Origin of the sequence: Mesorhizobium sp. B3-1-8 (assembly GCF_006439495.1) — a bacterium.
Lineage (GTDB): Bacteria > Pseudomonadota > Alphaproteobacteria > Rhizobiales > Rhizobiaceae > Mesorhizobium.
Genome location: NZ_VFTK01000011.1, coordinates 73,080 through 98,422 on the forward strand (window position 1 = coordinate 73,080; position 25,343 = coordinate 98,422).

Annotated in this window: 29 protein-coding genes; 14 read left to right on the plus strand and 15 right to left on the minus strand. The window is 64.9% G+C overall.

Features of this window, described 5'->3' with window-relative positions; all coding sequences use genetic code 11:
• The first annotated feature begins 107 nt into the window (after positions 1-107).
• The 7 genes from FJ424_RS12530 (at position 108) to rpsP (ending at position 7,001) form a co-directional block, all read left to right on the plus strand.
• Complete coding sequence (locus tag FJ424_RS12530) at positions 108-1,355, plus strand: NAD(P)/FAD-dependent oxidoreductase (RefSeq protein WP_140658638.1); 1,248 nt, start codon at positions 108-110, stop codon at positions 1,353-1,355.
• Between the two features lie 69 nt (positions 1,356-1,424).
• Positions 1,425-2,504: a putative zinc-binding metallopeptidase gene (locus tag FJ424_RS12535; protein WP_140658639.1), complete on the plus strand. Its 1,080-nt coding sequence runs from the start codon at positions 1,425-1,427 to the stop codon at positions 2,502-2,504.
• Positions 2,505-2,590: 86 nt separating this feature from the next.
• On the plus strand, positions 2,591-3,196 hold the full coding sequence (locus tag FJ424_RS12540; protein WP_140658640.1) for a DUF1236 domain-containing protein: 606 nt from the start codon (positions 2,591-2,593) through the stop codon (positions 3,194-3,196).
• A gap of 147 nt (positions 3,197-3,343) precedes the next feature.
• The gene (locus FJ424_RS12545; RefSeq protein WP_140658641.1) at positions 3,344-4,294 is read left to right on the plus strand and encodes a type II CAAX endopeptidase family protein; all 951 of its coding nucleotides are present in this window, start codon (positions 3,344-3,346) and stop codon (positions 4,292-4,294) included.
• 341 nt (positions 4,295-4,635) lie between these two features.
• The gene (gene ffh / locus FJ424_RS12550) at positions 4,636-6,216 is read left to right on the plus strand and encodes a signal recognition particle protein (protein WP_140658642.1); all 1,581 of its coding nucleotides are present in this window, start codon (positions 4,636-4,638) and stop codon (positions 6,214-6,216) included.
• Between the two features lie 7 nt (positions 6,217-6,223).
• Positions 6,224-6,550 carry a chorismate mutase gene (locus FJ424_RS12555; protein WP_140658643.1) on the plus strand — a complete coding sequence of 109 codons (327 nt, stop codon included), beginning with the start codon at positions 6,224-6,226 and terminating at the stop codon, positions 6,548-6,550.
• Between the two features lie 49 nt (positions 6,551-6,599).
• Positions 6,600-7,001: a 30S ribosomal protein S16 gene (gene rpsP / locus FJ424_RS12560; RefSeq protein ID WP_140658644.1), complete on the plus strand. Its 402-nt coding sequence runs from the start codon at positions 6,600-6,602 to the stop codon at positions 6,999-7,001.
• Between the two features lie 73 nt (positions 7,002-7,074).
• Here rpsP and FJ424_RS12565 read toward each other — a convergent pair whose 3' ends face one another.
• The 4 genes from FJ424_RS12565 to FJ424_RS12580 form a co-directional block, all read right to left on the minus strand.
• Complete coding sequence (locus tag FJ424_RS12565) at positions 7,075-7,338, minus strand: YMGG-like glycine zipper-containing protein (RefSeq protein WP_095770014.1); 264 nt, start codon at positions 7,336-7,338, stop codon at positions 7,075-7,077.
• Positions 7,339-7,485: 147 nt separating this feature from the next.
• Positions 7,486-8,013 (minus strand): SRPBCC family protein, encoded by a 528-nt coding sequence (locus FJ424_RS12570; RefSeq protein WP_140658645.1) that lies wholly within the window; start codon positions 8,011-8,013, stop codon positions 7,486-7,488.
• A 12-nt stretch (positions 8,014-8,025) separates the two neighbouring features.
• On the minus strand, positions 8,026-8,436 hold the full coding sequence (locus tag FJ424_RS12575) for a DoxX family protein (protein WP_140647876.1): 411 nt from the start codon (positions 8,434-8,436) through the stop codon (positions 8,026-8,028).
• A 290-nt stretch (positions 8,437-8,726) separates the two neighbouring features.
• Positions 8,727-9,632, minus strand: coding sequence for a bestrophin family ion channel (locus FJ424_RS12580; protein WP_140658646.1), 906 nt, complete (start codon positions 9,630-9,632; stop codon positions 8,727-8,729).
• 161 nt (positions 9,633-9,793) lie between these two features.
• Between FJ424_RS12580 and FJ424_RS12585 the strand changes: the two genes are divergently transcribed.
• Complete coding sequence (locus FJ424_RS12585; RefSeq protein ID WP_140658647.1) at positions 9,794-10,201, plus strand: ACT domain-containing protein; 408 nt, start codon at positions 9,794-9,796, stop codon at positions 10,199-10,201.
• Positions 10,202-10,203: 2 nt separating this feature from the next.
• Here FJ424_RS12585 and FJ424_RS12590 read toward each other — a convergent pair whose 3' ends face one another.
• Both FJ424_RS12590 and FJ424_RS12595 read right to left on the minus strand, forming a co-directional pair.
• Positions 10,204-10,656 carry a GNAT family N-acetyltransferase gene (locus tag FJ424_RS12590; protein ID WP_140658648.1) on the minus strand — a complete coding sequence of 151 codons (453 nt, stop codon included), beginning with the start codon at positions 10,654-10,656 and terminating at the stop codon, positions 10,204-10,206.
• 280 nt (positions 10,657-10,936) lie between these two features.
• Positions 10,937-11,971, minus strand: coding sequence for an aspartate-semialdehyde dehydrogenase (locus FJ424_RS12595; protein ID WP_140658649.1), 1,035 nt, complete (start codon positions 11,969-11,971; stop codon positions 10,937-10,939).
• Positions 11,972-12,465: 494 nt separating this feature from the next.
• Here FJ424_RS12595 and FJ424_RS12600 point away from each other — a divergent pair, with 494 nt between their 5' ends.
• Both FJ424_RS12600 and FJ424_RS12605 read left to right on the plus strand, forming a co-directional pair.
• Positions 12,466-14,316, plus strand: coding sequence for a DEAD/DEAH box helicase (locus tag FJ424_RS12600; protein WP_140658650.1), 1,851 nt, complete (start codon positions 12,466-12,468; stop codon positions 14,314-14,316).
• A 170-nt stretch (positions 14,317-14,486) separates the two neighbouring features.
• Positions 14,487-15,143 (plus strand): DUF805 domain-containing protein, encoded by a 657-nt coding sequence (locus FJ424_RS12605; protein ID WP_140658651.1) that lies wholly within the window; start codon positions 14,487-14,489, stop codon positions 15,141-15,143.
• Between the two features lie 112 nt (positions 15,144-15,255).
• Here FJ424_RS12605 and FJ424_RS34335 read toward each other — a convergent pair whose 3' ends face one another.
• The 6 genes from FJ424_RS34335 to leuD all read right to left on the minus strand — a co-directional run bounded on the left by FJ424_RS34335 (position 15,256) and on the right by leuD (position 19,615).
• Positions 15,256-15,384, minus strand: coding sequence for a hypothetical protein (locus FJ424_RS34335; RefSeq protein ID WP_281405340.1), 129 nt, complete (start codon positions 15,382-15,384; stop codon positions 15,256-15,258).
• A gap of 4 nt (positions 15,385-15,388) precedes the next feature.
• Positions 15,389-16,492: a 3-isopropylmalate dehydrogenase gene (gene leuB / locus FJ424_RS12615; protein WP_140647185.1), complete on the minus strand. Its 1,104-nt coding sequence runs from the start codon at positions 16,490-16,492 to the stop codon at positions 15,389-15,391.
• 278 nt (positions 16,493-16,770) lie between these two features.
• On the minus strand, positions 16,771-17,121 hold the full coding sequence (locus FJ424_RS12625; RefSeq protein ID WP_140786358.1) for a VOC family protein: 351 nt from the start codon (positions 17,119-17,121) through the stop codon (positions 16,771-16,773).
• Entirely contained in the window at positions 17,100-17,516 is a 417-nt protein-coding gene (locus FJ424_RS12630; RefSeq protein ID WP_140659043.1) for a RidA family protein, read from the minus strand. The genes FJ424_RS12625 and FJ424_RS12630 overlap by 22 nt, the downstream gene beginning before the upstream one ends.
• 480 nt (positions 17,517-17,996) lie before the next feature.
• Positions 17,997-18,938, minus strand: a complete 942-nt coding sequence (locus FJ424_RS12635; RefSeq protein ID WP_140659044.1) for a hypothetical protein — start codon at positions 18,936-18,938, stop codon at positions 17,997-17,999.
• Positions 18,939-19,009: 71 nt separating this feature from the next.
• Positions 19,010-19,615 (minus strand): 3-isopropylmalate dehydratase small subunit, encoded by a 606-nt coding sequence (gene leuD / locus FJ424_RS12640; RefSeq protein WP_140647189.1) that lies wholly within the window; start codon positions 19,613-19,615, stop codon positions 19,010-19,012.
• A gap of 185 nt (positions 19,616-19,800) precedes the next feature.
• Between leuD and FJ424_RS12645 the strand changes: the two genes are divergently transcribed.
• The 4 genes from FJ424_RS12645 (at position 19,801) to FJ424_RS12665 (ending at position 21,912) form a co-directional block, all read left to right on the plus strand.
• Complete coding sequence (locus FJ424_RS12645) at positions 19,801-20,226, plus strand: GNAT family N-acetyltransferase (RefSeq protein ID WP_140659045.1); 426 nt, start codon at positions 19,801-19,803, stop codon at positions 20,224-20,226.
• A gap of 337 nt (positions 20,227-20,563) precedes the next feature.
• Positions 20,564-20,884: a metalloregulator ArsR/SmtB family transcription factor gene (locus tag FJ424_RS12655; RefSeq protein ID WP_140659046.1), complete on the plus strand. Its 321-nt coding sequence runs from the start codon at positions 20,564-20,566 to the stop codon at positions 20,882-20,884.
• Positions 20,881-21,330: an SRPBCC family protein gene (locus FJ424_RS12660; RefSeq protein ID WP_140659047.1), complete on the plus strand. Its 450-nt coding sequence runs from the start codon at positions 20,881-20,883 to the stop codon at positions 21,328-21,330. The genes FJ424_RS12655 and FJ424_RS12660 overlap by 4 nt, the downstream gene beginning before the upstream one ends.
• Positions 21,331-21,375: 45 nt before the next feature.
• Positions 21,376-21,912: an SRPBCC domain-containing protein gene (locus FJ424_RS12665; RefSeq protein WP_140659048.1), complete on the plus strand. Its 537-nt coding sequence runs from the start codon at positions 21,376-21,378 to the stop codon at positions 21,910-21,912.
• On the opposite strand, the gene FJ424_RS12670 is transcribed toward FJ424_RS12665, so the two are convergent.
• From FJ424_RS12670 to FJ424_RS12680, 3 genes are read right to left on the minus strand one after another with little or no spacing between them, the layout of a single operon-like run.
• Positions 21,890-23,056, minus strand: coding sequence for an FAD-binding oxidoreductase (locus FJ424_RS12670; RefSeq protein ID WP_140659049.1), 1,167 nt, complete (start codon positions 23,054-23,056; stop codon positions 21,890-21,892). The genes FJ424_RS12665 and FJ424_RS12670 overlap by 23 nt on opposite strands.
• 27 nt (positions 23,057-23,083) lie before the next feature.
• Positions 23,084-24,655 carry an ATP-binding protein gene (locus FJ424_RS12675; protein ID WP_140659050.1) on the minus strand — a complete coding sequence of 524 codons (1,572 nt, stop codon included), beginning with the start codon at positions 24,653-24,655 and terminating at the stop codon, positions 23,084-23,086.
• Positions 24,643-25,341 (minus strand): response regulator transcription factor, encoded by a 699-nt coding sequence (locus FJ424_RS12680; RefSeq protein ID WP_140659051.1) that lies wholly within the window; start codon positions 25,339-25,341, stop codon positions 24,643-24,645. Before FJ424_RS12680 ends, FJ424_RS12675 begins: the two co-directional genes overlap by 13 nt.
• Positions 25,342-25,343 lie beyond the last annotated feature (2 nt).

The window sequence follows — 25,343 nt, forward strand, 5'->3', positions numbered from 1 at the left end:
GCGAAACGCCTGATTGTCACCGCCCCCGCCGGGGACGTGACACCCGACACTGGCGAAAGAAGGGCAATTTGCCTACGATCAGCCATCAGGTGTGGCGGGCTTGCCTCATGAAAGACGTTGACGTCGTGATCATTGGCGCCGGTTCCGCGGGGCTTGCCGCGGCCAAGACGCTTCGAGCGGCCGGGCTTTCCTTCCTTCTTCTCGAGGCGATGGATCGCATCGGCGGCCGTGCCTGGACCAGCGACCGCCATTTCGGCGTGCCCTTCGACATTGGCTGCGCCTGGCTGCACGCGGCAGACCGCAATCCTTATTTTCCGGACGCCCAGGCGGCCGGCTGGACGCTGCATCACCACGACATGAATGTCGATCACCTCTATTACCGCAAGCGCAAGGCGGGCGAGGAGGAAGAGGCCGAGATGAAGGCGGCCGATGCCAAGCTGTTCGAATTGCTCGCCAATCACCAGGTCGAGGAAGGCGACGACGATCGGCTGTCGGCGCTGCTGGCCAAGGGCCAGGCGCCGCGCGCGGCCGCCACCTTCGCCGGCCCGATGGATTTCGGCGCCGACGAGGACGAGATCTCGATCCGTGACTTCCAGGCGGCGGCCGACCTCGACCCCAATTATTTCAGCAAGGAAGGGTTCGGCGCGCTGGTCGCGCGCTTCGGCTTCGATGTGCCGGTCGAGCTGTCGACGCCGGTGCGCAAGATCCTCTGGGATGTACCGGGCGTCGCCTGCGTCACCGACCGCGGCACGGTGCGCGCGAAGGCGGTGATCGTCACCGCCTCGCCGGCCGTGCTCGCCTTCGAGGAGATCGAGTTCTCGCCGGCGCTGCCAGACGCGCATTTCGGCGCCTTCTTCGACCTGCCCATGGGCATGCTGACCAAGCTGCCGGTGGAGATCAAGGGCACGCGGCTCGGCCTTGAACCTTTCGACGACCTTTTGATCGAACGCATGGCCAGGCACGACATCTATTTCCTCTGCTTCCCCTTCGATCTCGACCTGATGGTCGGTTTCGTCGGCGGCGACTTCGCCTGGGAGATGTCGGCCGCAGGCGAGGCGGCCGGGGTCGATTTCGTCGTCGACCGCCTGTGTGGCATCTTCGGCGGCGACGTGAGGAAGCATGTCGGCCGCGCCATGATGACGAACTGGGGCGCGGAGCGCTTTGTGCGCGGCGCCTATGCCGCGGCGCGCCCTGGCCGTTCGGAGGCGCGCGCGACGCTGATGCAGCCGCTAGCGGAAAAGATCTTCTTCGCCGGCGAGCATGTCGCCGGCCCGCTGATCCAGACCTGCGGCGGCGCCAGGCTTTCGGGCGAAAGCGTGGCCCGGCAGGTCATTGCCCAGCTCGCTACGAAATAGCTTCGGAACGCCGGAGGCCCGGCGGACGTTTCGACGAGGCTTCCACCTCTTCCGCATGTTGAAAACAAGATGAAGCTGTTCGACTGTCCAAACTGCGGCCACCGCCTTTATTTCGAGAACGCCCAGTGTCTGAACTGTTCCAGCCTGGTGCTCTACGACCCGTACGAAGCACGTTTCCTGCTGGCGGGTGCGAGCGGCATTGCCGCATGCGGCAATGCCGATGAATGCGCCTGCAACTGGCGGGCCGAGGCTGGCCGGACTTTCTGCCGCGCCTGCGCCCTCAACCAGGTCATTCCCGACCTTTCCATCGACGGCAACCGTCGGCGCTGGATCCGGGTCGAAGCAGCGAAGAAGCGGGCCGTCTATTCACTGCTCGCCTTTGGCCTGCCGGTCGTTCCCAAGGCCGACGCCAAGGATGAGATCGGCCTTGCCTTCGACCTCCTCGCCGATCCGATCGGCGCCGGTCCGGGCGGAGAGCGCATCCTGACCGGCCATGACAACGGCTTGGTCACGCTCAACGTTGCCGAGGCCGATTCCGTCGAGCGCGAGCGACGACGCGTCGAAATGGGCGAGAATTACCGCACCCTGCTCGGCCATTTCCGCCACGAGCTTGGCCATTATTATTGGGACCGGCTGATCCGTGGCGATCCCGCTCGGCTTTCAGTCTTCCGCGCGCTCTTCGGCGACGAGCAGGCCGATTACGAACAGGCCCTGAAGGCATACTACGCCAATGGCGCGCCGCCGGACTGGCAGCAACGCCACATCTCCGCCTATGCCGCATCCCATCCCTGGGAGGACTGGGCCGAGACCTGGGCGCATCATCTCCACATCGCCGACACGCTGGAAATGGTCCATGCGCTGAATTTTCCGCTGGGCCGGCTGGAGACCGTGGATGCCGACGCCATCCCGCGGGGCGACACTGGTGGCCGTCTGCACCCGGCGCCCGCCGATCCCGACCTGGATCCGGAGCCATTTGAAAGGATCCTGGCCCGCTGGCTGGTATTGTCGGAGGCATCCAACTCGATCAACCGCTGCATGGGTCTGCCGGATCTTTACCCCTTCGTGATTTCCGAGGTGGCGGCGGGCAAACTCGCATTCGTGCACGATCTTTTGACAGGCGCGCCGAAAAAGGCCTGGAACAATTTGTGAGCGGGCGCAAAGCACTTTAGCCGGAACGCATAAGCCTTTGTTTCGTTTCCGATCCCGAGGGAGCGTTGAAAACGGAGAGAAGAACCATGACACGCGTGTTGTTTCCGGCTCTGGCCGGTGCGCTGCTTACAATGTCGGGCGCAGCTTTCGCCGACACTCCCGTACAGGCGGTGACCGACTTGAACGTTCGCGCTGGCCCCGGGCCGCAATATCCGGTTATCGGCGTGCTGGCGGCAGGGCAGTCGGCCACGCTTAACGGCTGCATCGAAGGCAGCAAATGGTGCACGATCGCCGAAGCCGACGGCAAGGGCTGGGTCTATTCCGACTATGTGACGGGCGATTTCGGCGGCAGCCGCGTCGTCGTGACCCGCCGCCCGGCCAATGCCGAGATCGCCGTCGTCGCCCCGCCGACCGACAACATCTACACGACCGATACCTACACCGGCGCCATCGTTTCCAACGACGACGCCATTGAGTCGATCGGCAGGCCGCCGGCCGAGGTCGGCACCTATGTCGCCACGCACCGGGTCGACCCGGTCTATCTCGACGGCGAGGTGGTGACCGGCGCCACACTGCCCGACACGGTCGAGCTGCGCGAGATCCCCGATTACCGGTATCGCTACGTCTATGTGAACAACCAGCCGGCGCTGGTCGACCCTGGCACGCGGCGCATCGTCTATGTGATGCGCTGATCGGGCTTGATCGCTGTCAGATAACGGCCGCCATCGCTGGCGGCCGTTTTTTGATCCTGCGCGCGGCAACTCCGCGTGGACGGTAATTGCGCGGTAACTGCCGATCTCCTAGACCCATGTGGCGAAAGCCTTCGGCAGGGGAGCCGCGTGACGATCGAAAATGCCGCCTTCGAGCGCTATCGCCGCTCGCCGAACGAAAAGACCAATTTGCTGCGCCTGTTCTTCGGGACGGCGATCGTCATCGCCTTCTGGATGGCGATGACGGCTCTGGTGCTGTTTGCCGGCACCTATGCCTACATTGTCTGGCGTCTCCCCGGCCCCTCGACCGGGCGCTACATGCAGGACTTCCTGGCATCGCCCACCGGCATCCTGAGCGCCCTGACCTCCTTTGCCGGCATCTGGATCGGCCTGTGGGTGGCGATGCGCTTCGTCCACGGCGAGCCGCTGTCGGCTCTGTTCGGCGTCAGCCGCCGCGTCGCGGGCGGCGATTTCCTCAAGGGCCTGGCCGCGGTGATGATCACCTCGCTCTTTTCCGAGGTCTTGCTCTATTGGCTGCAGCCCGAGATCGCGCGCGGGCCGATCGCCTTTTCGTCCTGGCTGCTCTTCCTGGTGCCGATCGTGCTGCTCGCCTTCCTGCAGACCTCGTCGGAGGAGATGCTGTTTCGTGGCTATCTGCTGCGCGGCCTCGCCTATCGCTTCAGCAGCCCGCTGGTCTGGGCGCTGCTGCCCGGGCTGCTGTTCGCGTCGCTGCACTGGAATTCGGCCTCGACACTTGCCATCAATGCCTGCGTGCTGGTCTCGATCGGCACCTTTGCCCTGCTGCTCACGCTCCTGGTCTATGTCACCGGCAATCTCGGCGCCGGTTTCGGCGCCCATCTCGGCAACAATCTGACCGGCCTCCTGCTGATCTCGCACCAGGAGGGCTACAATGGCTTCGCGCTGCTCAATGCCAAGCCCCTCGAAGGCCCCGGCTGGACCGGGCTGGACGCTGTGCTGATCGCCGCCATCGGTATCGTCAGCACGCTTTTGACGATGCTGCTGCTTTTGCACCGCCGCTCGCCGCTCAGGGTCGGGACGAGCAAGCAAAGCCTGGGCTGAGCTATCGCCAATCGCGGCGTTTTGGCTCGGATTCCGGCATCGTTTTTTGATGCATGCCGTTGCCGCAAAACCGCTGCGCACTTTTGCGCGACATGCATCAGCCTTGACTCCGCGGCCAATTTCCTGTCTAGAGCCGCTGAATTCCGCGACGAGTTTTCTTTCGCGAAAGCCGACTAGGACGCCGAAGCCTCTTTGAGGCAGGTGCTGTAAAGAGATCCTGGAGGCCAACACCCGGCAGCGCGATGCGCCCCCGGGTGCTTTTTGGCTTTGCGCTTTTGCTTGGCGACCCGGCGCGAACGCACTACCTCTCGGTCGAAACCCACCGAGATCAAGGACCGCAGATGTTTGAATCCCTCCAGGAGCGTCTTGGCTCCATCCTGAACGGCCTGACTGGCCGCGGCGCGCTGTCCGAGGCGGATGTCTCGGCGGCTTTGCGCGAGGTGCGCCGGGCGCTGCTCGAGGCCGACGTCGCGCTGGAAGTGGTTCGCTCCTTCACCGACAAGGTGCGCGAGAAGGCGGTCGGCGCCGCGGTGCTGAAGTCGATCAAGCCTGGACAGATGGTCGTCAAGATCGTCCATGACGAGCTGGTCGAGATGCTCGGCGCCGAGGGCGTGGCCGTCGACCTCAACGCGCCGGCGCCCGTCGTCGTCATGATGGTCGGCCTGCAGGGCTCCGGCAAGACGACCACCTCGGCCAAGATCGCCAAGCGCCTGACCGAGCGGCAGAACAAGAAGGTCCTGATGGCCTCGCTCGACACGCGGCGGCCCGCAGCACAAGAGCAGCTGCGCCAGCTCGGCGAGCAGACCAAGGTCGCTACCCTGCCGATCATCGCCGGCCAGAGCCCGGTCGATATCGCCAAGCGCGCCGTGCAGGCCGCCAGGCTCGGCGGCCATGACGTCGTCATCCTCGACACCGCCGGCCGCACCCATATCGACGAGCCGCTGATGGTCGAGATGGCCGACATCAAGAAGGTGTCGAGCCCGCACGAGATCCTGCTGGTCGCCGACTCGCTGACCGGCCAGGACGCCGTCAACCTTGCCAAGAGCTTCGACGAACGCGTCGGCATCACCGGCCTGGTTCTGACCCGCATGGACGGCGACGGCCGCGGCGGCGCGGCCCTTTCGATGCGCGCCGTGACCGGCAAGCCGATCAAGCTGATCGGCACCGGCGAAAAGATGGACGGGCTGGAGGAATTCCACCCCAAGCGCATCGCCGACCGCATCCTCGGCATGGGCGACATCGTCTCGCTCGTCGAGAAGGCCGCCGAGACCATCGACGCCGAGCAGGCGGCGGCGATGGCCAAGAAGATGCAGTCGGGCAAGTTCGACCTGAACGACCTCGCCCAGCAGCTTCAGCAGATGTCGAAAATGGGCGGCATGGGCGGCATCATGGGCATGATGCCCGGCATGGGCAAGATGAAGGACCAGCTCGCCGCCGCCGGCCTCGACGACAAGATGTTCGGCCGCCAGCTCGCCATCATCTCTTCGATGACCAAGGCCGAGCGCGCCAACCCCGATATGCTCAAACACTCGCGCAAGAAGCGCATCGCCGCCGGCTCCGGCACCGACGCGGCCGAGATCAACAAGCTGTTGAAGATGCACCGCGGCATGGCCGACATGATGAAGGCGATGGGCGGCAAGGGCAAAGGCGGCGGCCTCATGCGCGGCATGATGGGCGGCCTCGCCTCGAAAATGGGCCTTGGCGGCATGATGCCGGGCGGCGGCATGCCCGATCTTTCCAGGATGGATCCCAAGCAGCTCGAGGCCCTGCAGAAGCAGGCGCAGGCCGCCGGTCTCGGCAAAGGCATGCCGGGCGGACTTCCCGGTGGCGGCGGACTGCCGGGCCTGCCCGGCGGCATGAAGCTTCCGGGTCTTCCGGGCCTCGGCGGCGGCGGGCTGCCCGGCCTTGGGAAAAAGAAGTGAGGGGGCGATGAACGAGGAGAAAGACATGGCCGACGCACGCGCCATCCTGGCTGGCTACCGCGCTTCGATCGACAACATCGACGCCGCCCTCATCCATATGCTGGCCGAGCGCTTCCGCTGCACCAAGGCGGTCGGCGTCCTGAAGGCCGAGCATGGCCTGCCGCCCGCCGACCCGTCGCGCGAGCAGCAGCAGATCGCCCGCCTTCGCCAGTTGGCGAAAGATGCGAACCTCGACCCGGATTTCGCGGAGAAGTTCCTGAACTTCGTCGTCCGCGAGGTGATCCGGCATCACGAACAGATCGCCGCTTCCAACGGCGTGACGAAAACCGGCTGAAACCCAGCTGAAAACTCATCAACGAAATCAGAGCTTTTAGGAGAAAACAATGGCACTGAAGATCAGACTGGCCCGTGCGGGCTCGAAGAAGCGTCCTTACTACCACGTCGTCGTCGCCGACGCCCGTTCGCCGCGCGACGGCCGGTTCATCGAGTCGCTCGGCTCGTGGAACCCGCTGCTGCCGAAGGACGGCGAGCGCGTCAAGGTCGACGCCGATCGCGTCAAGCATTGGCTGTCGCATGGCGCCCAGCCGACCGACCGCGTGCTGCGCTTCCTCGACGAGGCCGGCCTTGCCAAGCGCGAGACCCGCTCGAACCCGAACAAGGCCCTGCCCGGCAAGAAGGCGCAGGAACGCGCCGCCCTGTTGAAGAAGGCCCAGGAAGACGCGGCTGCTGCCGCCGCCGCGGCGACCGCCGCGCCGGCCGAGGCTGAAGCCGCCACCGCCGAGTAATCACGGCTTTTTCGTTAACGAGAACGGCGGGCCCATGCCCGCCGTTTTTTATTCGATTGTCCGGTCCGATGCCTCAATAGCCGGACGGGCAGCGCGCCACATAAACGCGTCCGTAGCGGTCGCGGTAGCGGCACTGGCCGGCTTCGCTGGCATGACCGATCAGCGCGCCGGCCACTGCGCCAACAGCGCCGCCGACCACCGCGCCTTGCACCGGATCGCCTGCCACCGCGGCACCGACCGCCGCACCGCCCAGGCCGCCGATCGCAGCACCCTTTTCTGTTTGCGAGCAGGCGCCAAGGGCCACCGTCAGCACCAGGATGGTAATTGCTTTCTTCATTGCTGTTCCTCTCTCAAGCGCCGTCCTCGCCGCCATGCCCTAAACTCACGAACAGCTGAATTGATCCCGCAGATGATGAAGATTGGCCGGCTACGCGCCGGCCGGATTTACGGCACTGAGCGCCAACGCATTGAAACTTCGTGGTTTTCACCGCTCGGTGAGGCGCTTCAGATTGCCGAGCCCGGCCTCGAAATCCTTGCCGATCAGCGTGTCGAAATTCATGAACAGGCCCATCAGCTTGGCAATGAAAGGCCTTGCGCCGCGCATTGCCCAGGTGACCGTGGTGCCGTCGCCGGACGGCGAGAGCGAGAAGTCGACACTGTTGTTGGCCCTGAACGGCCTTTCGAAGTCGAGCTTCAGCGAGACCAGCGATGACGGCGCCGAATTTGTGATCTCCATGCGGCCCTTGCCGGCCTTGGAGTTGCCTTCCCAGGCATAGGCCGCGCCCTTGCCGCTTTCGGCGCCGGACAGCGTGCGCTGCATCTGGGGGTCGAGCTTTTCGAAGGGCGACCATTCCGGCCAACGCCGGAAATCGTCGATCAGCGGGAAGATCGTCTCGGCAGGCGCCTTGATGCTGGCCGAGCGGGTGACGACGAAATCGTTCGGCCGGGTCGCGGCATAGACCAGCACGGCGGCGATGATGAGGGCCAGGATGATGAGGATGGTGGCAAACATCTCTTCTCCTCCCTATCGCGAAAACGGGATCAGCGCGCGCACTCTTGCGTCGCGCAGATAGAGCCCGCCCCACAGGATAATGCCGAGATAGACGCCGAACAGCGTGTGCGAGAACAGCGGGTTGCCAATCCGCACATGCGTCGAAATCGCGCCGCCCATATAGGCGGTGAGCAGGATGGCGCCGAGCACCGACGTGCGTGGCCATGCGTAGAGCGCGGTCGAGACCAGGCCGATGACGCCCAGCATGCGCGCCACATTCGGATCGGCCGGCCAGCCGAGCTGCGCCATCGTTTGCGTGACGATGTCGAGCGGCGGCAGCTTGATGGCGCCGTCGAAGATCATGAACAGGACGATGACGCCGCTGAGGGCGCGCCCGGCCCACAAAGCGCCTTTTGAAGCAGGCGCGGCTTCGGAAATGCTCATGGATATTCCCTCCTGATGGTTTCGAATGCCGGCCATTTGCCGGGTTCGATCCAAGGACGAAGGAACATGCCGCGATCCTACACGCCTTCGTCATACTCGGGCTTGACCCGAGTATCGATGCCGTGACGTCGAACGAAGAATGCAGCGCTCTAGAATGAAGCTCCAGCCAGGCGATCTTAACTTCTGGGTCTGCGCCGCGTCGCTTCGCTCCTTGCTCCGCCCTAGAATGACGAAGAGAACACAGCGCTTTCGACCAGTCTCCGAGGGCAGAGCCCTCGTGGATCGACCTCCTAAGAGAAGTAGAACTTGTCGGCCGCGATCATCTTCGGCGGCGTCTCGTCCAGCGCCTCGAACACGGAGATCTCGCAGACGCGGCAAAGGCCGTCGAGCGCCAAGTCGTTGGCCTCGATGCCGAACGGGTCCTCGAGCTCTTCCGACAGCGCGTCGAGGCCGAAGAACGTATAGGCGATCAGCGCCGTGAACAGCGGCGTAGCCCAACCCGTGGTCGAGACCAGGCCGATCGGCAAGAGCAGGCAGACGACATAGGCCGTGCGGTGCACCAGCAGCGTATAGGCGAAGGGCAAGGGCGTGCCGGCGATCCGCTCGCAGCCGGCCTGGATGGCGGCGATCGCGGCCAGCCTTTCATCGAGGATGCGGAAGCCGATCGGGTCGAGCGCGCCCGCCTCGCGCCGCGCATTGGCGCGCCGGCCCATGCGGCGGACCATGTCGTCGGCCGGATTGGTGCGGGCGGCGGCCTTGTCGACCTCGTCGCCGATGAAGGCGCGGGCGTCCTTTATGCTGTCGATTTTGCGCAGTTGCCCGCGCAGCAGGTGGCAGAAGGCAAGCGCCTCCATCAGAAGCGCGCGCTGCTCGGCGCGGTCGCCGACCAGGCTGGTGGTGGCGCGCGCCAGGTTGCGTATCTCGAAAACCAGCGCGCCCCAGAGCTTGCGGGCCTCCCACCAGCGGTCATAGGCGGCGTTGTTCCGGAACGACAGATAGATCGAGAGCGTCACGCCGACGAGCCCGAAAGGCGCGATGCTGAAAGCACTGAGGTCGAGCTGGAACTGCCGCGCGAGCAGCAGGATGACCGCCGAATAGAGGGCGAAGCCGAAAATCTGCGGCAGGATGCGCGGCACCACCGAACCACGCATGATGAAGAACAATTGCAGGAATGTCGGGCGCGGTCGGACGATCATCGGGTTAACCTTTGCAAGCCGGCTTAGCTTTGATGTCTTATTGTGCGGTCGATGCCCGCGGCGCAACAGCAAGCGACATCGAGATGTCGTCGGCACGGCCGGACCGTCGGTCTTGCATGTATTGAGACATGCGACTGCGACTGCCAAGAGGAGGAGCGACGATGACGGGCGAGACCGACCTGCAAAAACTGCTCGCGTCGATGACGCCGCAACTGCTTGCCGACGTCTATGTGTTCGCGACGCTGGCGCCGGACACGCCGGTCCCGGCGAGACTCGATCCCATCATGCAATTTCGCGAGCGGGAAGGCCTGACCCTGATCACGACCGAAGACGAGGCGAAGGCCGCCGGCCTTGCCGGAACGTTCCGCTGCCGGATGATCACGCTCGACATCCACTCATCGCTGGAAGCCGTCGGCTTCCTCGCCGCCATCACGAGACGGCTCGCGGCGGCCGGCATGGGCGTCAATCCGGTCTCGGCCTTCTATCACGACCATCTCTTCGTGCCGGCGGAGCGGGCGGAGGAGGCGCTGGCCATATTGCAGCGGTTGGCGGCGGAAAGCGGCGGGTGAACTCAGCGCCTGAGCGCATAGAGGATATCCGGCAAGCCTTCCTCGTTGGCCGAACCGTCGCCGAAACCTTCGGCGCGAAAGCCGTGCCGCTCGTAGAAGCGGCGCGCGCCGGTGTTGGCCTGGAAGCAATGCAGCTTGATCACAGGCATCCCGGCCGTGGCCTCGGCAAGCAGCCGGCTGCCGATGCCTTGTCCTGTCCAGATCAGGTCGAGATAGAGCTGCTCGACCCATTCGCCGCTGACGGCGATGAAGCCGACGATGCGGCCGTTCGTTTCGGCGACCGTCACCTGCTGGTTGGGCAGCAGGATGTCGCGGATGAAGAACAGGTCCTCCGCCGGCGTATGCAGGACCGGCATCCACTCGAAAGCGTTGAGTGAGGCACGCATCATCCTGGCGATGGTGGCGGCATCGGAGCCGATGGCCGGGCGTAGGGTGATTTCGGTCCGGTCACTCATAGGCCGGCGCTGCCCCTCATCCGCCCTTCGGGCACCTTCTCCCCGTTGAACGGGGAGAAGGAAGGGCGTCCCGGCCGAAGGCCGAGCCCGCGACTGTGGGCCGCCGGTCGTCCGGCGCCCCCCGCGGAGGGCCAGCCGCAGCAGCGGCGACACGGCCCGTGAGCGAAAACAAACTGCCGAAGGCCGAGCCCGCGACCGCGGGCCGCCGGTCGTCCGGCGCCCCCGCGGAGGGCCAGCAGCGGCAGCGGCGGTGCGGCCCGTGAGCGAGAACTAAACTCCGTCAGGCAGCCTTCTGCTTCGGCTGGATGAGGCCGCGCTCGACCAGCAGCTCGGCGATCTGCACGGCGTTCAGCGCCGCGCCCTTGCGCAGATTGTCGGAGACCACCCACATCGACAGGCCGTTGTCGACGGTCGAATCCTCGCGGATGCGCGAGATGAAGGTGGCGTCCTCGCCAGCCGATTCGAGCGGCGTGATGTAGCCGCCGTTCTCGCGCTTGTCGAGCACCTGGCAGCCGGGCGCCTCGCGCAGGATCTCGCGCGCTTCATCCGCCGTGATCGGCTTCTCGAACTCGATGTTGACGGCTTCCGAATGGCCGATGAACACCGGCACGCGCACGCAGGTCGCCGTCAGCTTGATCTTTGGGTCGAGCATCTTCTTGGTCTCGGCGACCATCTTCCACTCTTCCTTGGTGAAGCCGTCGTCGAGGAAGACGTCGATATGCGGGATGACGTTGAAGGCGATGCGCTTGGTGAACTTCTTGACGTCGACCTGGTCGGCGACGAACACCGCGCGGGTCTGGGTGAACAGCTCATCCATGCCTTCCTTGCCGGCGCCGGAGACCGACTGGTAGGTGGCGACGACGACGCGCTTGATGGTGGCGATGTCATGCAGCGGCTTCAGCGCCACGACGAGCTGCGCGGTCGAGCAGTTCGGGTTGGCGATGATGTTCTTGCGTGTAAACAGCGAGATCGCGTCCGGGTTAACCTCCGGCACGATCAGCGGCACGTCCGGATCGTAGCGGAAGGCCGACGAATTATCGATGACGACGCAGCCCTGCTTGCCGATCTTCGGCGACCATTCCTTCGACACATTGCCGCCCGCCGACATGACGCAGATGTCGGTATCGGAAAAATCGTACTGGTCGAGCGCCTTGACCTTCAGCGTGCGGTCGCCGAAGGACACTTCGGTGCCCTGGCTGCGCCGCGACGCCAGCGCCACCACTTCGCTCACCGGGAAGCCGCGTTCGTCCAGAATGTTGAGCATTTCGCGGCCCACATTGCCCGTGGCGCCGACTACCGCAACCTTGAAACTCATCTGATATCTCCTGTCCCTCTCCGCTTGGTTGTTGGAGAAACCCGCCGGCCTCATGCGGGTTCCGTCCCCGGGCCGGACCCGGGAGAGGGTGGTTAGGCCAAGGGAATCACACCGTTTTGGTGGTGGTTTTGGCCGTAGTTTTGCTGGAACGGACGGACGCGTCTAAGCGCCCAGCCCAATGCGTTACATTGTGGCTGGGGGAGTCGAATGCAAGAAGAGCCATGAAAAGGCCGCGCATTGAAAAACGATCCCGTTCGACGCGGGTTTTTACGCGGTTTGATAGAAGAGTCAATCGGCGCTGCTCTTCCCTTCTCCCCTTGCGGGTCTCGGCGCTGCGCGCCGATCCTCCTTCTCCCGCAGAAGGAGAGGCGGAGCCGCCTGCTCTGTACAATGGCGGCCGCAAGAAGTACGAACGCCCAAATATCCTTTGGCTGGCGCAGTGCCGGCCTTGTGCTCCACGACGAGCACAGAACCCCGAATTCCGAAAGAAGAAAATGTCCAGTTTCGAAACGATCGTTCCTGCGCTGGCGGAGGCGCTGGAAAAGCGCGGTTATTCAGCGCTGACGCCGGTGCAGAAGGCGGTGCTGGAGACGGAGCTCGGCCAGGCCGACGCGCTGGTTTCGGCGCAGACCGGATCCGGCAAGACCGTCGCCTTCGGCCTCGCCGTGGCGCCGACCCTGCTTGGCGGTGCTGAGCGTTTCGCCGGCGCCGGCGCGCCGCTGGGGCTGGTCGTGGCGCCGACACGCGAGCTGGCGCTGCAGGTGCGGCGCGAGCTCGAATGGCTTTACGAACTGACTGGCGCGCAGATCGCCTCCTGCGTCGGCGGCATGGACATGCGCACCGAGCGGCGCGCGCTGGAACGCGGCGCCCACATCGTCGTCGGCACGCCGGGGCGGCTGCGCGACCACATCACGCGCGGCGCGCTCGACATGTCGGCGCTGAAGGCGGTGGTGCTCGACGAGGCCGACGAGATGCTAGACCTCGGTTTTCGCGAAGACCTCGAATTCATCCTCGATGCCGCACCGCCCGAGCGCCGCACGCTGATGTTTTCCGCCACCGTGCCGCGCTCCATCGCCACGCTCGCCCAGGGCTACCAGCGCGATGCGGTGCGGATCTCGGCCTCGGGCGAGGAAAAGCAGCATCTCGACATCGAATACCGAGCGCTCAGCGTTGTCCAGGCTGATCGGGAAAACGCCATCATCAACGTGCTGCGCTACTACGAGGCGCAAAACGCACTGGTGTTCTGCAACACACGCGCGGCGGTCAACCACCTGACGGCGCGCTTCAACAACCGCAATTTCTCCGTCGTGGCGCTGTCGGGCGAGCTCAGCCAGAACGAGCGCAGCCACGCGCTGCAGGCGATGCGCGACGGCCGCGCAAAAGTCTGCATCGCAACGGATGTCGCGGCGCGTGGCATCGACCTGCCCAATCTCGAGCTGGTGGTGCATGCCGATCTGCCGACCAACCCCGAGACGCTGCTGCATCGCAGTGGTCGCACGGGCCGCGCCGGGCGCAAGGGCGTTAGCGCCCTGATCGTTCCTGGAAATGCCCGCAGGCGCACCGAGCGGCTGCTTGGCAATGCCGGCATCAAGGCGACATGGGCGAGCCCGCCCTCGGCCGACGATGTGCTGCGCCGCGACGACGAGCGCATTCTGGCCGACCCCGCGCTTGCCGAACCGATCAACGAGGAGGAGCGCTCCTTCATCGAGACGCTGCTCAACCAGCACGGCGCCGAACAAGTGGCGGCCGCCTTCGTGCGGCTTTGCCGCAGCAGCCGCTCGGCGCCTGAGGACCTGCTCGACGTCGCGCCGTTCACGCCTTCGCATGAAAGATTGGCGGGCGAGAAATTCGCGCGCCGCGACGAAACACCCAGCCGCCGTGACGATTTCGGCGACAGCGTCTGGTTCTCGCTTTCGGTCGGCCGCCGGCAGAATGCCGAGCCGCGCTGGCTGATCCCGATGCTGTGTCGCACCGCCGGCATGTCCAAGCGCGAGATCGGCGCCATCAAGATGCAGCCGGAAGAAACCTTCGTGCAGATCGCCGCCGACTGGGCCGACCGATTCGTCGCCGCGATCGGCCCCGACCGCAAGCTTCAGGGCAACATCGCGGTCAAGCGGATCGACGGCACGCCGGACCTGTCGCGCGCCGGCTACCAGCCGCCGAAGCCGGACAAGAAGCCGCATCGCGGCAAGGGTGCTTTCGACCAGAAGAGTCCCAGATTCGAGAAGCGGGAGCCGGGCGAGCGACAGCCTGGCGGCGAGGCGAAATCTTGGAAGCCTGGCAAACCGAAGTTCGACAAGCCGGGGCCGATGAAAAACAAGAAGTCGAAGAAGCGGCCCGTGTGACTATAAGCCAATCTATCACTCGCTCGGCCAATTCTTGCGCGGCTGTCGCCGACATCGGCAGTGAGAACAAGTGGGGACTTATCCCGGCCGGTGTCACGCTCTAACGCCATGCGTGCATTGCTATTTTCTGCAACCATTGATAGTTTTAAAGGCGATGCAGGGGGGAGTCAATGCGCGGCACTGTGTTTCACTACGACGAGGACCACGACTACGGCTACATCAACGGCGTCGACGGCAAGCGCTACATCTTCGGCCGCAAGGACCTGACAAAGGGCATTCCCCTCGCCGGAGGTCTGCTGGTCGAGTTCACGCCCGACAACGGAACTGCACACGACATCGTGGCCGCGAGCCGACCTTCGCTCCCGGCAAACGGCAATCCGGAACAGCGCGGCCGCATCGCCGAACCCCATTCCGCCAGCTCCATGGGACTGTGGGCCTATTTTCTACGTTCGCTCGGCGACGACTACCGCAATTTCACCGGCCGAGCGCGCCGTAAGGAGTTTTGGGCGTTCTATCTGTGGTTCTACGTCGTGCTCATCGCGCTGTTCGGTTTCGGTATCCTCCTCAACCTGGCGATAAGCGGCTTCGATGACGGCCCAAGGACGTCGATCGGGTACATTCCTGCCCTGCTTTTCGTGCTGGCAGCAATCCTTCCGTCGATCGCAGTCGTCGTGCGGCGTCTGCACGACATCGGGCTGACCGGCTGGCTTGCCTTGCTTTGCTACATCCCGGCTTTCGGAGCCGTGGCGTTTCTGATCTACGGACTTCTACCTTCACAGTTCGGGGAGAACCGATGGGGGCCGATACAGGCCGGCGTCAGGTTCTAGCGACCTTGTTCAGCGCGTCGCCCGACAGCCTGAGGAAGATCTTCTGGCCGTGGCGCTCGGCGCCAAGCCGGCGGTAGAAACGCAGCGCGCCTTCGTTCCTCTCTTCCGTGGGTCAGATCGATGCAGCCGATGCCTTTGCCGACGCAATGGCCGGCGAGAAAGCCGACCAGCGCACGGCCGACGCCCTTGTGGCGAGCGCTTCGGCGTCGTCGACCCTCGCCCAGCGAATGTCGACGGTCATACGATCATCCCAGGAACTTGGCGATGATGGCGTCGCCCATTTCGGTGGTGCCGACTTCCTTCATGCCTTCCGAGAAGATGTCCTTGGTGCGCAGGCCGTCGTCGAGCACGGCGGCGATCGCCGCTTCGAGCTTGTCGGCCTCGGCGACCATGCCGAAGGAATAGCGCAGGCACATGGCGAAGGACGCGATCATCGCGATCGGGTTGGCGATGCCCTTGCCGGCGATGTCGGGCGCCGAGCCGTGCACCGGCTCGTAGAGCGCCTTGCGCTTCTTGGTCTTCACATCCGGCGCGCCGAGCGAGGCCGACGGCAGCATGCCGATCGAGCCGGTGAGCATGGCGGCGATGTCGGAGAGCATGTCGCCGAACAGATTGTCGGTGACGATGACGTCGAACTGCTTCGGCCAGCGCACCAGCTGCATGCCGCCGGCATCGGCCAGCATGTGGTCGAGCTTGACGTCGCTGTATCTGGCCTTGTGCGTCTGGCTGACCACTTCGTTCCACAACACGCCCGACTTCATGACGTTGCGCTTTTCCATCGAGGTGACGTGATTCTTGCGCGTCCGCGCCAGCTCGAAGGCGACGCCCGAAATGCGCTCGATCTCGAACGTGTCGTAGACCTGGGTGTCGATGCCGCGCTTCTGGCCGTTGCCGAGATCGATGATCTGCTTCGGCTCGCCGAAATAGACGCCGCCGGTGAGCTCGCGCACGATCAGGATGTCGAGGCCCTCGACCACGTCCTGCTTGAGCGAGGAAGAGGCGGCCAAAGCCGGGTAGCAGATCGCGGGCCTGAGATTGGCGAACAGCTCCATGTCCTTGCGCAGCCGCAGCAGGCCGGCCTCGGGGCGCACCTCGTAAGGCACGGCATCCCATTTCGGCCCGCCGACGGCGCCGAACAGCACCGCATCCGCCGCCATCGCCTTTGCCATGTCTGCATCGGAGATCGCCGCGCCATGCGCATCGTAAGCGCAGCCGCCGACCAGCCCCTCGTCGGTGGCGAAGCCGCTGCCGAGCTTGTCGTTCATGGCCTTGATCAGCTTCTTCACCTCGGCCATGGCCTCGGGGCCGATGCCGTCGCCGGCGAGCAGGAAGAGATTTTTCGAAGCCATGGAGAACCGTCCGGTGAGAGAATTGAACCGGCGCCTTGCTAAACGGCAAGTGATTGCGGCGCAAGGGGACGAGCGCCGAGATCCTTCACACCCCCCTCTGCCCTGCCGGGCATCTCCCCCGCAAGGGGGGAGATCGATGCACTTCGGCCTTCGCCAATCGCCGACGTTGAAAAAGAGGAGCGGGGCGGCCAAGCTGCCAATCTCCCCCTTGCCGGAGATGTCCGGCAGGACAGAGAGGGGTGCTGTCCCGCCAGCGTCTCAAAGAAGACCGGCAGCGCCTACCGATGCGACAGAACATTCACCAGCCTGCCGAACGGGTCGCGCACATAGAAGCGACGCACGCCCCAGGGCTCGTCAGCCGGGCCATATTCGACGGCGAAGCCGGCGGCCTTCATGGCGTCGAGCGCCGCATCCACATCGTCGACCTCGATCGAAAGGTCCGGCACCGGCGTACCCGATCCGCCCTCGGCCATGAAGCTCACCTGCACCTGCATCCGTTCCTCGGAGCCATAGGTGGCGATCCAGCCCATATCCATGAGCAGATTGAGGCCAAGCACGTCATGATAGAAGCGCTTCGCCGCCGCGATGTCCCTTGTGGCGATGTTGGCTACGATGCGTCGGACAGCCATCGCTCCGGCCCCTGTGCCGTGCGCCGCAGCGCCGTCACCTCGATCTCGATCTTCATCTCCGGCTTGTTGAGCTGGCACACGATCATCGTCGCCGCCGGGCGGATGTCGCCGAACGCCTCGCCGAGGATCGGGAAGACCACGTCAACGAAAGCCTGGTCGGTGATGTAGTAATGCGCCCGCACCACGTCGGCCATGTCGAAGCCGCCATCGGTCAGCGCCTTGGCGATGGTCGCGAGGCAATTGCGCGTCTGCGCCTCGACCGTATCCGGCATCGTCATGGTGGCATAGTCGTAGCCGGTCGTTCCGGACACGAAACACCAGTCGCCCTGCACCACCGCGCGCGAATAGCCGGCGGTCTTCTCGAAGGGGGAGCCGGTGGAGATGAGCTTGCGCATGGGGCGGCCTCGTTGGGTTGCAGTCCTGCATTTAGCAGGCGGAGTGGCGCAGGTCGTGGGCCAAGCCGGGCGGAGCATTGTCACGAAGGCAGGCACAAGCCTTGGAAATTGGTCTGGGCCTTCCTCCGGTCGTCATTCCAGGGCGGAGCAAGGAGCGAAGCGACGCGCGCAGACCCTGGAATCCAGGCCGTGACGTCGAAGCGCCGCCAGCGGAGCAGAATTCTGCTCCGATGCACTCTACGGCAACCGTCACGGCATGATCCTCGGGTCTGCGCTCCGCTGCGCGTCGCTCCGCCCGTGGATGACGAAGCTGACGGGTGGTCAGCAAGACACCGGCCTAAGGTATGTTGAGCTTCAGGTCAGGCCGAGTCGAAAGTGGTGGCTGCCGAGAACCGGAGCGGAGCGTACTTAAGTACGTGAGCACCGAAAGCGCAGGAGGCCGCCACTTGCAGGCCGGCCTCACCTGAATGTCAGCATATCTTAATTCCCCGACCCTTGCGCGTCGTCATAGGCCTTCTTGATGTCATCAGGCCAGTCCTTGACCGGTGGCCAGGCGTGCGGCTCGCCATTGTCGCCGCGGCGGGCGAAATAGACTTTCTGTTTGGCCGGGTCGACGGCCATGAAGCCGTCATTGCCGCCGCAGTCATGCGGCACGCAGCCGGTGGCGTAGAAGGCGCCCGAGGCCGTCTTTTCGGTGCCGCCACCGACCAGCAGGCTGGTCGCCATGTCGGGCATGTCGTCGCCCAGCAGCGCCTGTCCGGCCTTGTAGACGGCCTCGTTGTGGAAGGCGCCGATGATGTTGTCGTATTTCGACGGGTCGACATCCTTCCAGCCGGTGCCGGGTTCGGGCGTGTAGGTCAGGTTGCCGGAGGTCGTCAGCCCTTCCGTAGGCGACCATTGCAGCGCCGGCTTGGAATCGCCGGGCAGCAGATAGGGCACGAAATAGATGGCGCTGTCGGAGACTGCCGCCGGCGGCGCGCCGCATTCGTCCTGTTCGACCGTGGTGGTCTGGATCTCGCCGTCCTTCGGCTTCCAGACGATGACCTTGGCCGGCCCGCACTGGTTGCCGCCGTCGCCGACATCGACCAGCGCCACGTTGACGTCACCGATCTTGACGATCCTGTCGAAGAAGACGTCGTAATTGCTGGCCAGCTGCTTGCCGTCATAGGACAGCACCTTCTCGGCGTCCTGTTCCGGCTGCGTGATGGTGAGCTGGCCGCCTTCGAACGGGATCGGCGCCTGCTTGTCGTCATCCGACGCGGCCTGGTCGCTGCCCGATCCCTGGTCGGATGCGCCTTGATCGGCGGCCGGCTGGTCGGACGTGGCGGGCGCCGGCTGCGTGGCCGGCGCGGCGGTCTGCGCATTCGCGCCGATTGTGGCGAGAGCGAGTGCCACCGAAGCAGCCAGAAGCGAGCGTGTCATGACTGTCCCTCCATTCAGCCGCCACGAACCCGGCCTGCCATGGCCGGGGCCTATCGATATAGCTTAGGTGCTCAGGCCCAGGGGCGCTGCTCGGCATTCTTCTTCTCGAAGGATGCGATGGCGCCGGCCTTCTCCATGGTCAGCCCGATGTCGTCGAGGCCGTTCAAGAGGCAATGGCGCTTGAAGTCGTCGAGGTCGAACGTCACCACGCCGCCGTCCGGCCCGCGGATTTCCTTGGCTTCCAGATCGATCGACAGCGTCGCGTTGGAGCCGCGCGAGGCGTCGTCCATCAGCTTGTCGAGGTCTTCCGGGCTGACGGTGATCGGCAGAATGCCGTTCTTGAAGCAGTTGTTGTAGAAGATATCGGCGAACGAGGTCGAAATCACGCAGCGGATGCCGAAATCGAGCAGCGCCCAGGGCGCATGCTCGCGGCTCGAGCCGCAGCCGAAATTGTCGCCGGCGACCAGGATCTGCGCCTTGCGGTAGGCCGGCTTGTTGAGCACGAAATCCGGGTTCTCCGAACCGTCCTCGTTGTAGCGCATCTCGGCGAACAGGCCGGTGCCGAGCCCGGTGCGCTTGATCGTCTTCAGATAATCCTTCGGGATGATCATGTCGGTGTCGACATTGACGATCGGCATGGGCGCGGCGACGCCGGTGAGCTTGGTGAATTTATCCATGATCCTTGCCCGTCTTCTTGGCTTGCGGGGAGTTTTGCGGGACGGTTTACACAAAGCCGGCGGCAAATGAAAGGCAACTGTTCGTGCATTGCCCTTGGGCCAATGGCGGCCATGGCATGCGCGCCGGAGCTGCAATACCTAAAAAACGGCTTCGAAATCCTGGCCGGCTGGTGCAGTCTGCGATCATGGTTGAGCCTTCCAAAGTCCTTTACGCCAGCGAGCCTGCCCTCGACGTCGCCGAATTCCGCCGTGTGCTGATCGAATCCGGCCTCGGTGAAACACGGCCCGTGGACGACGAAGCGCGCCTTAAGACAATGCTCGGCAATGCCAATCTGGTGCTGACAGCGCGGCTCGACATCGAGGGCAAGCCGCTGATCGGCGTCGCGCGCGGCATCACCGATTTTTCCTGGGTCTGCTACATCTCCGAACTCGCCGTATCCGCTTCGGCACAGGGTCTCGGCGTCGGCAAGGGCCTGATGGACGAAGCACAGCGCCACCTTGGCCCTTCCGTCGCCATCAGCCTGATCTCGATGCCCGACGCCGTCGGCTTCTACGAGCGCATCGGCATGACGCGCATGGCGGACGCCTTCTGGTTCTCCCGCAAAAGCTGACCTGAACCGCCACCGATATCGGAGCAGACTCCTGCCTGGAACCGGCGAGCCAGATCGACCCCCACTCCGTCGAGCTTCGCTCGACACCTCTCCCCCGATCGACGGGGGAGAGGAACCGTGCGAGTTCGCCAACCCTGGCTCCCTTCCTCTCCCTCCGGAGGGGGGAGAGGTGGCGCTGCGAAGCAGCGACGGAGTGGGGGAAGGCGTTGCTCAAAAGCGAAGCCACCTCAAGACAGGCACAATCCGGCAAGCAAGAAAACTTAGGCAAGCAGTCATCAGGCGGCAGAATATTTTTGCCACCGCTTGACATGCAACCAAATGGTTGCATATTAGAGCCATGAGCATGGATGCCGTCTTTCGCGCTTTGGCCGACCCGACCCGCCGGCAATTGCTGGACAGTCTCCATGCCCGGAACGGGCAGACGCTGAACGCGCTCTGCGAGCACATGGAGATGACGCGCCAGGCGGTGACCAAGCACCTGACGATCCTCGAGGAGGCCAACCTCGTCACCACCATGCGCCGCGGCCGCGAGAAGGAGCACTACCTCAACCCCGTTCCGATCAACGAGATCGCCGAGCGCTGGATCGGCAAGTTCGAGCGGGGGCGGCTTGCTGCCCTCAGCCACCTGAAGCAACGCCTTGAAAGGGAAGAGCCGTGAGCGAGAACAGCTTTGTCTATGTCACCTATATCCGCACGACGCCTGAAAAACTTTGGCAGGCGCTGACCGATCCCGAGTTCAACCGGCAGTTCTTCCTCTGCTCCCATCAGGAGAGCGACTGGAAGGTCGGCTCGAGCTGGAAACTGGTCTTCCCCGACGGGCGCGTCGCCGACTCGGGCGAGATCCTCGAGGTTGACCCGCCAAGACGCCTGGTCATCAAATGGCGCAACGAATGGATGCCCGAGGTCAAGGAGGACGGCTACACGCGCTGCACCTTCACCATGGAGCCCGACGGTGAGTTGATGAAGCTCGCCGTCATCCACGAGGCCGACGGCCCGCACAGGCTCATCCCGAACGTCGCCAAGGGCTGGCCGCTGGTTCTGGCGAGCCTCAAGAGCCTGCTTGAAACCGGCAAGGGTTTCGAGCGCCCGCCGTCAAAGGGGTGAGCGTTCGTTTCGGATACGAGACAATCCTTGGTGGAGTTGAATCTGATGCTTCACTTGTCGTTACCGCAAGCCATGGCGAATGCAGACACAGTCATGGCCTCGGCCGAGCTTTGCGCCTCGCCGGGCGAGGTTATCGCGGCACTGGTCACCAGTGAAGTCGAGCGCTGGTGGGGTTCGCCCGAAACCTACCGCATGACCGACTGGTCCGCCGATCTGCGTGTCGGCGGCGGCTGGAACGTCACGGTAGGGGTCGCCGACGGTAGACACCTCCCCGCCGGCGGAAAATTCCTCGAAATCGAGATGCCGCGCCGCATCGTGCAGACGCGGCGCTACGATTGGGACCATCCGGCGCTGGGGCATCACGAGACGACGGTGGCTTATCTGCTGGAGCCGATCGGCGGCGGCACGCGGCTCACCGTCTGCCATGGCGGCTTCGCGGGTTTCCCGGATGCGGCGGCCGAACATGCCGAAGGCTGGGCGCGGGTGCTTGGATGGCTGCAGGGCTATTTTGCCGGCGCGGCCGCCCCTTCGCCCCTTGCGGGAGAAGGGAGCGCTGGCGCTAGATCACATTCAATTCCCTGAACGCCCTTCCTTCCGCCACCCGTTCATATCCAAACGCCCTGCAGTCCACCGTCCTGTACCCGCCATGCACGATCAACTCGGCGAGCGACTTCCCCACCGCCGGCGCCTGCTGCAGGCCGTGGCCGGAGAAACCGTTGGCGAAGAGGAAGTTCTCGACCTCCGGGTGCGGGCCGATCACCGCGTTCTGGTCGAGCGTGTTGTAGTCGTAATGCCCGACCCAGGCGCGCGTCGGCTTGATCGCTTCGAAGGCCGGGATGCGGGTGGCTAAGGTCGGCCAGATCACCTCTTCGAACAGCGGCCAGTTGACGTCGAAATCCTTCGGATCGGGCGCGACATCGCCCTCCTCCGGCTCGGCGCCGCCGGTGAGGTAGACGGAGCCTTCCGGCCGCACATAGATTCCGCTTGGATCGACCAGCAGCGGCATGTCGGCATATTTCTCGCGCGCCTCGAAGACGAAAACGTTGCGCTTGCGCGGCTCGACCGGCAGCGCAAGCCCGGCAAAACCCGCCACCTTGCCGGCGTTCGGCCCGGCGGCGTTGACGACGATGCCCGCTTCCAGCGTCTCGCCATTGTCGAGGCTGACGCCGGTGACGCGATTGCCCTCGCGCGCAATGCCGGTGACGGAGGCGGTGATGAAATCGATCTTCTTGTCGCGCAGCGCCTTGCGGAACAGCGTCAGCAGCGCATGCGCGTCGAACCAGCCCTCGCCGCTGCGGCCAAAGGCGCCGGCGGTGATGCCTTCGACCGACAGCCACGGGAAGCGGCGCGCCAGCTGCCCGGCGTCCTCGAGCAGGATATCGGCGCCCTCGGCGACCTGCGTCTGGTGATTGGACTTGAGGATCGGCAGGCCGGCCTCGCCGGCGAGGATGAGGTAGCCGCCCTCGCGAAAGCCGATATCGGCGTCGGCGCCGAAAATCTCCTTCAGCCGACGGAACAGTTTCAGCGTGAACTGCGACAGGCGGATGTTTTCCGGGATGGAGAATTGCTGGCGGATCGAAGCGAGCGACAGCGTCGTCGCCGCGTGCGGAAACTGCGGATCGCGCTCGATCAGCGCGATCGAGCCGGTAAAGCCCTCCTCGCGCAAATAGTAGGCGAGCGAGGACCCGACGATGGCTCCGCCGATGATGACGATGTCGTAGCGCATTTTTTCTCCGATCATTCGGTCGCGTCTTCACGCAACCGGCAAGTCGATCTCGAAGCGCGTGCCGCGCTCGGAGTCAACCAGCCTGATCGTGCCATCATGCGCTTTCAGGAGGGCCAGCACGATGCCGAGCCCCATGCCGGTGCCGCCGGACTCGCGCCGCGTGGTGAAGAACGGCTCGAAGATCCTGGCGCGGTTGGCGGCCGAGATGCCGTCGCCGTCGTCGCCGATCTGGACCGACGCGCGCTCGCCATCGGCTGAGGCATGGATCGCCGCCTGTCGGGCGCCATGCCTCGCCGAGTTGTCGATGAGGTTGGCGAGTACGATGCCGAGATTCTCGCCCGAGATGCCGAGCCCGATGTCGCCGCCGGCCTCGATACGAGCCTCCAGCCTTGTATCGACCGGCAGCAGCGCGAGCGCGGCATTGAGCGTCGTGCTGTCGCCGCTCGGTTCCAGGTTCTCGGCGCGCGCCAGGTCGAGCAGCCGGCGCACCAGGAGATTGAGCCGCCCGGCGTCGGTGACGATGTTGTTGGAGAAGCGCCGCCGCTCGGCCTCGTCCATCGCGCCGCCGGAATCCCTGAGCAGCTCCGCCGCGCCCTGGATCGCCGTCAGCGGCGATTTCAATTCATGCGAGACATGGGTGGCGAAGGTCTGGATGCTGTCGGAGCGCGCCTGCAGCTTTTGCGCCATGTCGAGGAAGGCCGCGGACAGCGCCGCCATCTCGCGCGTGCCGTGATGGTCGAGCGGCCTGATTGCGTCGCGGTCGCCGGCGGCGATGCGCTTCGTGCGGTCGATCAGCGCGTAGATCGGCCGGCTGACGGTGCGGATGAACACCAGCGCGATCAAAAGTGTGCCGCCGAGGATGGCGATGGCCGCCAACGTCACCTTGCCGCGCTCGCCATAGAGGTGCTTGACGATGTTGTTCGGCGTTCGCGACAGGTACACGACGCCGGCGACCCGGCCGTCGAGCTCGACCGGCATGGCGACGAAGACGCGGACCTTGGTGCCGCGGCTGACCGAATAGAGCGGCGGGGTCGGCTGGTCGGGGATGCGCAGCCTGAGCTCGCTGGCATAGGTGCCGGAAAGCGCGGTCCGCACCTCTTCGATCTGGCCGAGCGACTGGCCGACCTCGTCGCCGCCGGCGATCACCACACCGCGTGGATCGAGCAGCCGGAAGCCAGCGAGCGTCGTTTTCTGCGTCTCGTCGAGAATGCCGTCGAGCCGCGCGCCTATTGCCGCGAAGGCGGGATCGGGCGTGGCGGGAAGCGCCGCCGGCCGCGACGGCATGACATCGTCCGAGGCAAGGTCGAGGCGCGGCTCGATCGGATCATAGGGATAGTTGTTGTCCCTTGCCGGATCGGCCGAGACTGGCGCCCCCAGTCTTTCCGGGGCGATGCCGGCCGCACGCACCTCGCTGGCATAGACGGCGGCGACGACCGCCCCTTGCGCGATCAGCTCGCCCTCGGTCTGGCGGATCAGCTGGTTCTCATAAAGCCGGAAGAAGAACAGCCCGACCAGCGGCAACGCCATGACCAGGATCAGGATGACGACGACGACGGTGGCGAGCCGCGGCCGCCACCTTTCCTTGCTCAACCACCGCATCGGCCGAGCCGGAAGCCGACGCCGTGCACCGTCGCGATCGCATCAAGGCAGCCGACCGCGGCCAGCTTGGCCCGCACGTTGCGGATGTGGCTGTCGACCGTGCGTTCCGAGACATGGATGTTGGAGGCATAGGCATTGGCCATCACCGCGTCGCGGCCAAGCACGTGCTGCGGACGGGCAAGGAAGCCTTTCAGGATCGCGAACTCGATCGCCGTCAAGGTGAGCGGCTTGCCGCCGAAACTTGCTTCATGGCTTGCCGGGACGAGCATGAGCTTGCCATGCGTGAATTCACGATCGTCCGCCTCTTCCTCCGCGGCGGCCGGCCGCGCGCGCCGCAGGATGACGTTGACGCGGGCGACCAGCTCGCGCGGGCTGAACGGCTTGGTCACATAGTCGTCGCCGCCCATCTCCAGACCCAGAATGCGGTCGATCTCTTCATCCCGCGCGGACAGGAACAGCACCGGCACGTCGGATTTTTGCCTGAGCCGGCGGCAGACCTCGAGCCCGTCCATCTCCGGCATGCCGATGTCGAGCACGATGAGGTCGGGCGCGCGGCGCTCGACCGCCTGGAGTGCTGCGGCGCCGTCAGCGACGGCAGCCGTCTTCATGCCGGCCTTTTCCAGCGCGAAGCAGATGATCTCGCGGATGTGCGGGTCGTCGTCGGCGACGAGGATATTGTGTGGCATCG

Coding starts and splice junctions, on each gene's coding strand:
- FJ424_RS12530 (WP_140658638.1), top strand. CDS start 108: ATGAAAGACGTTGACGTCGTGATCATTGGCGCCGGTTCCGCGGGGCTT.
- FJ424_RS12535 (WP_140658639.1), top strand. CDS start 1,425: ATGAAGCTGTTCGACTGTCCAAACTGCGGCCACCGCCTTTATTTCGAG.
- FJ424_RS12540 (WP_140658640.1), top strand. CDS start 2,591: ATGACACGCGTGTTGTTTCCGGCTCTGGCCGGTGCGCTGCTTACAATG.
- ffh (WP_140658642.1), top strand. CDS start 4,636: ATGTTTGAATCCCTCCAGGAGCGTCTTGGCTCCATCCTGAACGGCCTG.
- FJ424_RS12555 (WP_140658643.1), top strand. CDS start 6,224: ATGAACGAGGAGAAAGACATGGCCGACGCACGCGCCATCCTGGCTGGC.
- rpsP (WP_140658644.1), top strand. CDS start 6,600: ATGGCACTGAAGATCAGACTGGCCCGTGCGGGCTCGAAGAAGCGTCCT.
- FJ424_RS12565 (WP_095770014.1), bottom strand. CDS start 7,338: ATGAAGAAAGCAATTACCATCCTGGTGCTGACGGTGGCCCTTGGCGCC.
- FJ424_RS12570 (WP_140658645.1), bottom strand. CDS start 8,013: ATGTTTGCCACCATCCTCATCATCCTGGCCCTCATCATCGCCGCCGTG.
- FJ424_RS12575 (WP_140647876.1), bottom strand. CDS start 8,436: ATGAGCATTTCCGAAGCCGCGCCTGCTTCAAAAGGCGCTTTGTGGGCC.
- FJ424_RS12580 (WP_140658646.1), bottom strand. CDS start 9,632: ATGATCGTCCGACCGCGCCCGACATTCCTGCAATTGTTCTTCATCATG.
- FJ424_RS12585 (WP_140658647.1), top strand. CDS start 9,794: ATGACGGGCGAGACCGACCTGCAAAAACTGCTCGCGTCGATGACGCCG.
- FJ424_RS12590 (WP_140658648.1), bottom strand. CDS start 10,656: ATGAGTGACCGGACCGAAATCACCCTACGCCCGGCCATCGGCTCCGAT.
- FJ424_RS12595 (WP_140658649.1), bottom strand. CDS start 11,971: ATGAGTTTCAAGGTTGCGGTAGTCGGCGCCACGGGCAATGTGGGCCGC.
- FJ424_RS12600 (WP_140658650.1), top strand. CDS start 12,466: ATGTCCAGTTTCGAAACGATCGTTCCTGCGCTGGCGGAGGCGCTGGAA.
- FJ424_RS12605 (WP_140658651.1), top strand. CDS start 14,487: ATGCGCGGCACTGTGTTTCACTACGACGAGGACCACGACTACGGCTAC.
- FJ424_RS34335 (WP_281405340.1), bottom strand. CDS start 15,384: ATGACCGTCGACATTCGCTGGGCGAGGGTCGACGACGCCGAAGCGCTC.
- leuB (WP_140647185.1), bottom strand. CDS start 16,492: ATGGCTTCGAAAAATCTCTTCCTGCTCGCCGGCGACGGCATCGGCCCC.
- FJ424_RS12625 (WP_140786358.1), bottom strand. CDS start 17,121: ATGGCTGTCCGACGCATCGTAGCCAACATCGCCACAAGGGACATCGCG.
- FJ424_RS12630 (WP_140659043.1), bottom strand. CDS start 17,516: ATGCGCAAGCTCATCTCCACCGGCTCCCCCTTCGAGAAGACCGCCGGC.
- FJ424_RS12635 (WP_140659044.1), bottom strand. CDS start 18,938: ATGACACGCTCGCTTCTGGCTGCTTCGGTGGCACTCGCTCTCGCCACA.
- leuD (WP_140647189.1), bottom strand. CDS start 19,615: ATGGATAAATTCACCAAGCTCACCGGCGTCGCCGCGCCCATGCCGATC.
- FJ424_RS12645 (WP_140659045.1), top strand. CDS start 19,801: ATGGTTGAGCCTTCCAAAGTCCTTTACGCCAGCGAGCCTGCCCTCGAC.
- FJ424_RS12655 (WP_140659046.1), top strand. CDS start 20,564: ATGAGCATGGATGCCGTCTTTCGCGCTTTGGCCGACCCGACCCGCCGG.
- FJ424_RS12665 (WP_140659048.1), top strand. CDS start 21,376: ATGCTTCACTTGTCGTTACCGCAAGCCATGGCGAATGCAGACACAGTC.
- FJ424_RS12670 (WP_140659049.1), bottom strand. CDS start 23,056: ATGCGCTACGACATCGTCATCATCGGCGGAGCCATCGTCGGGTCCTCG.
- FJ424_RS12675 (WP_140659050.1), bottom strand. CDS start 24,655: ATGCGGTGGTTGAGCAAGGAAAGGTGGCGGCCGCGGCTCGCCACCGTC.
- FJ424_RS12680 (WP_140659051.1), bottom strand. CDS start 25,341: ATGCCACACAATATCCTCGTCGCCGACGACGACCCGCACATCCGCGAG.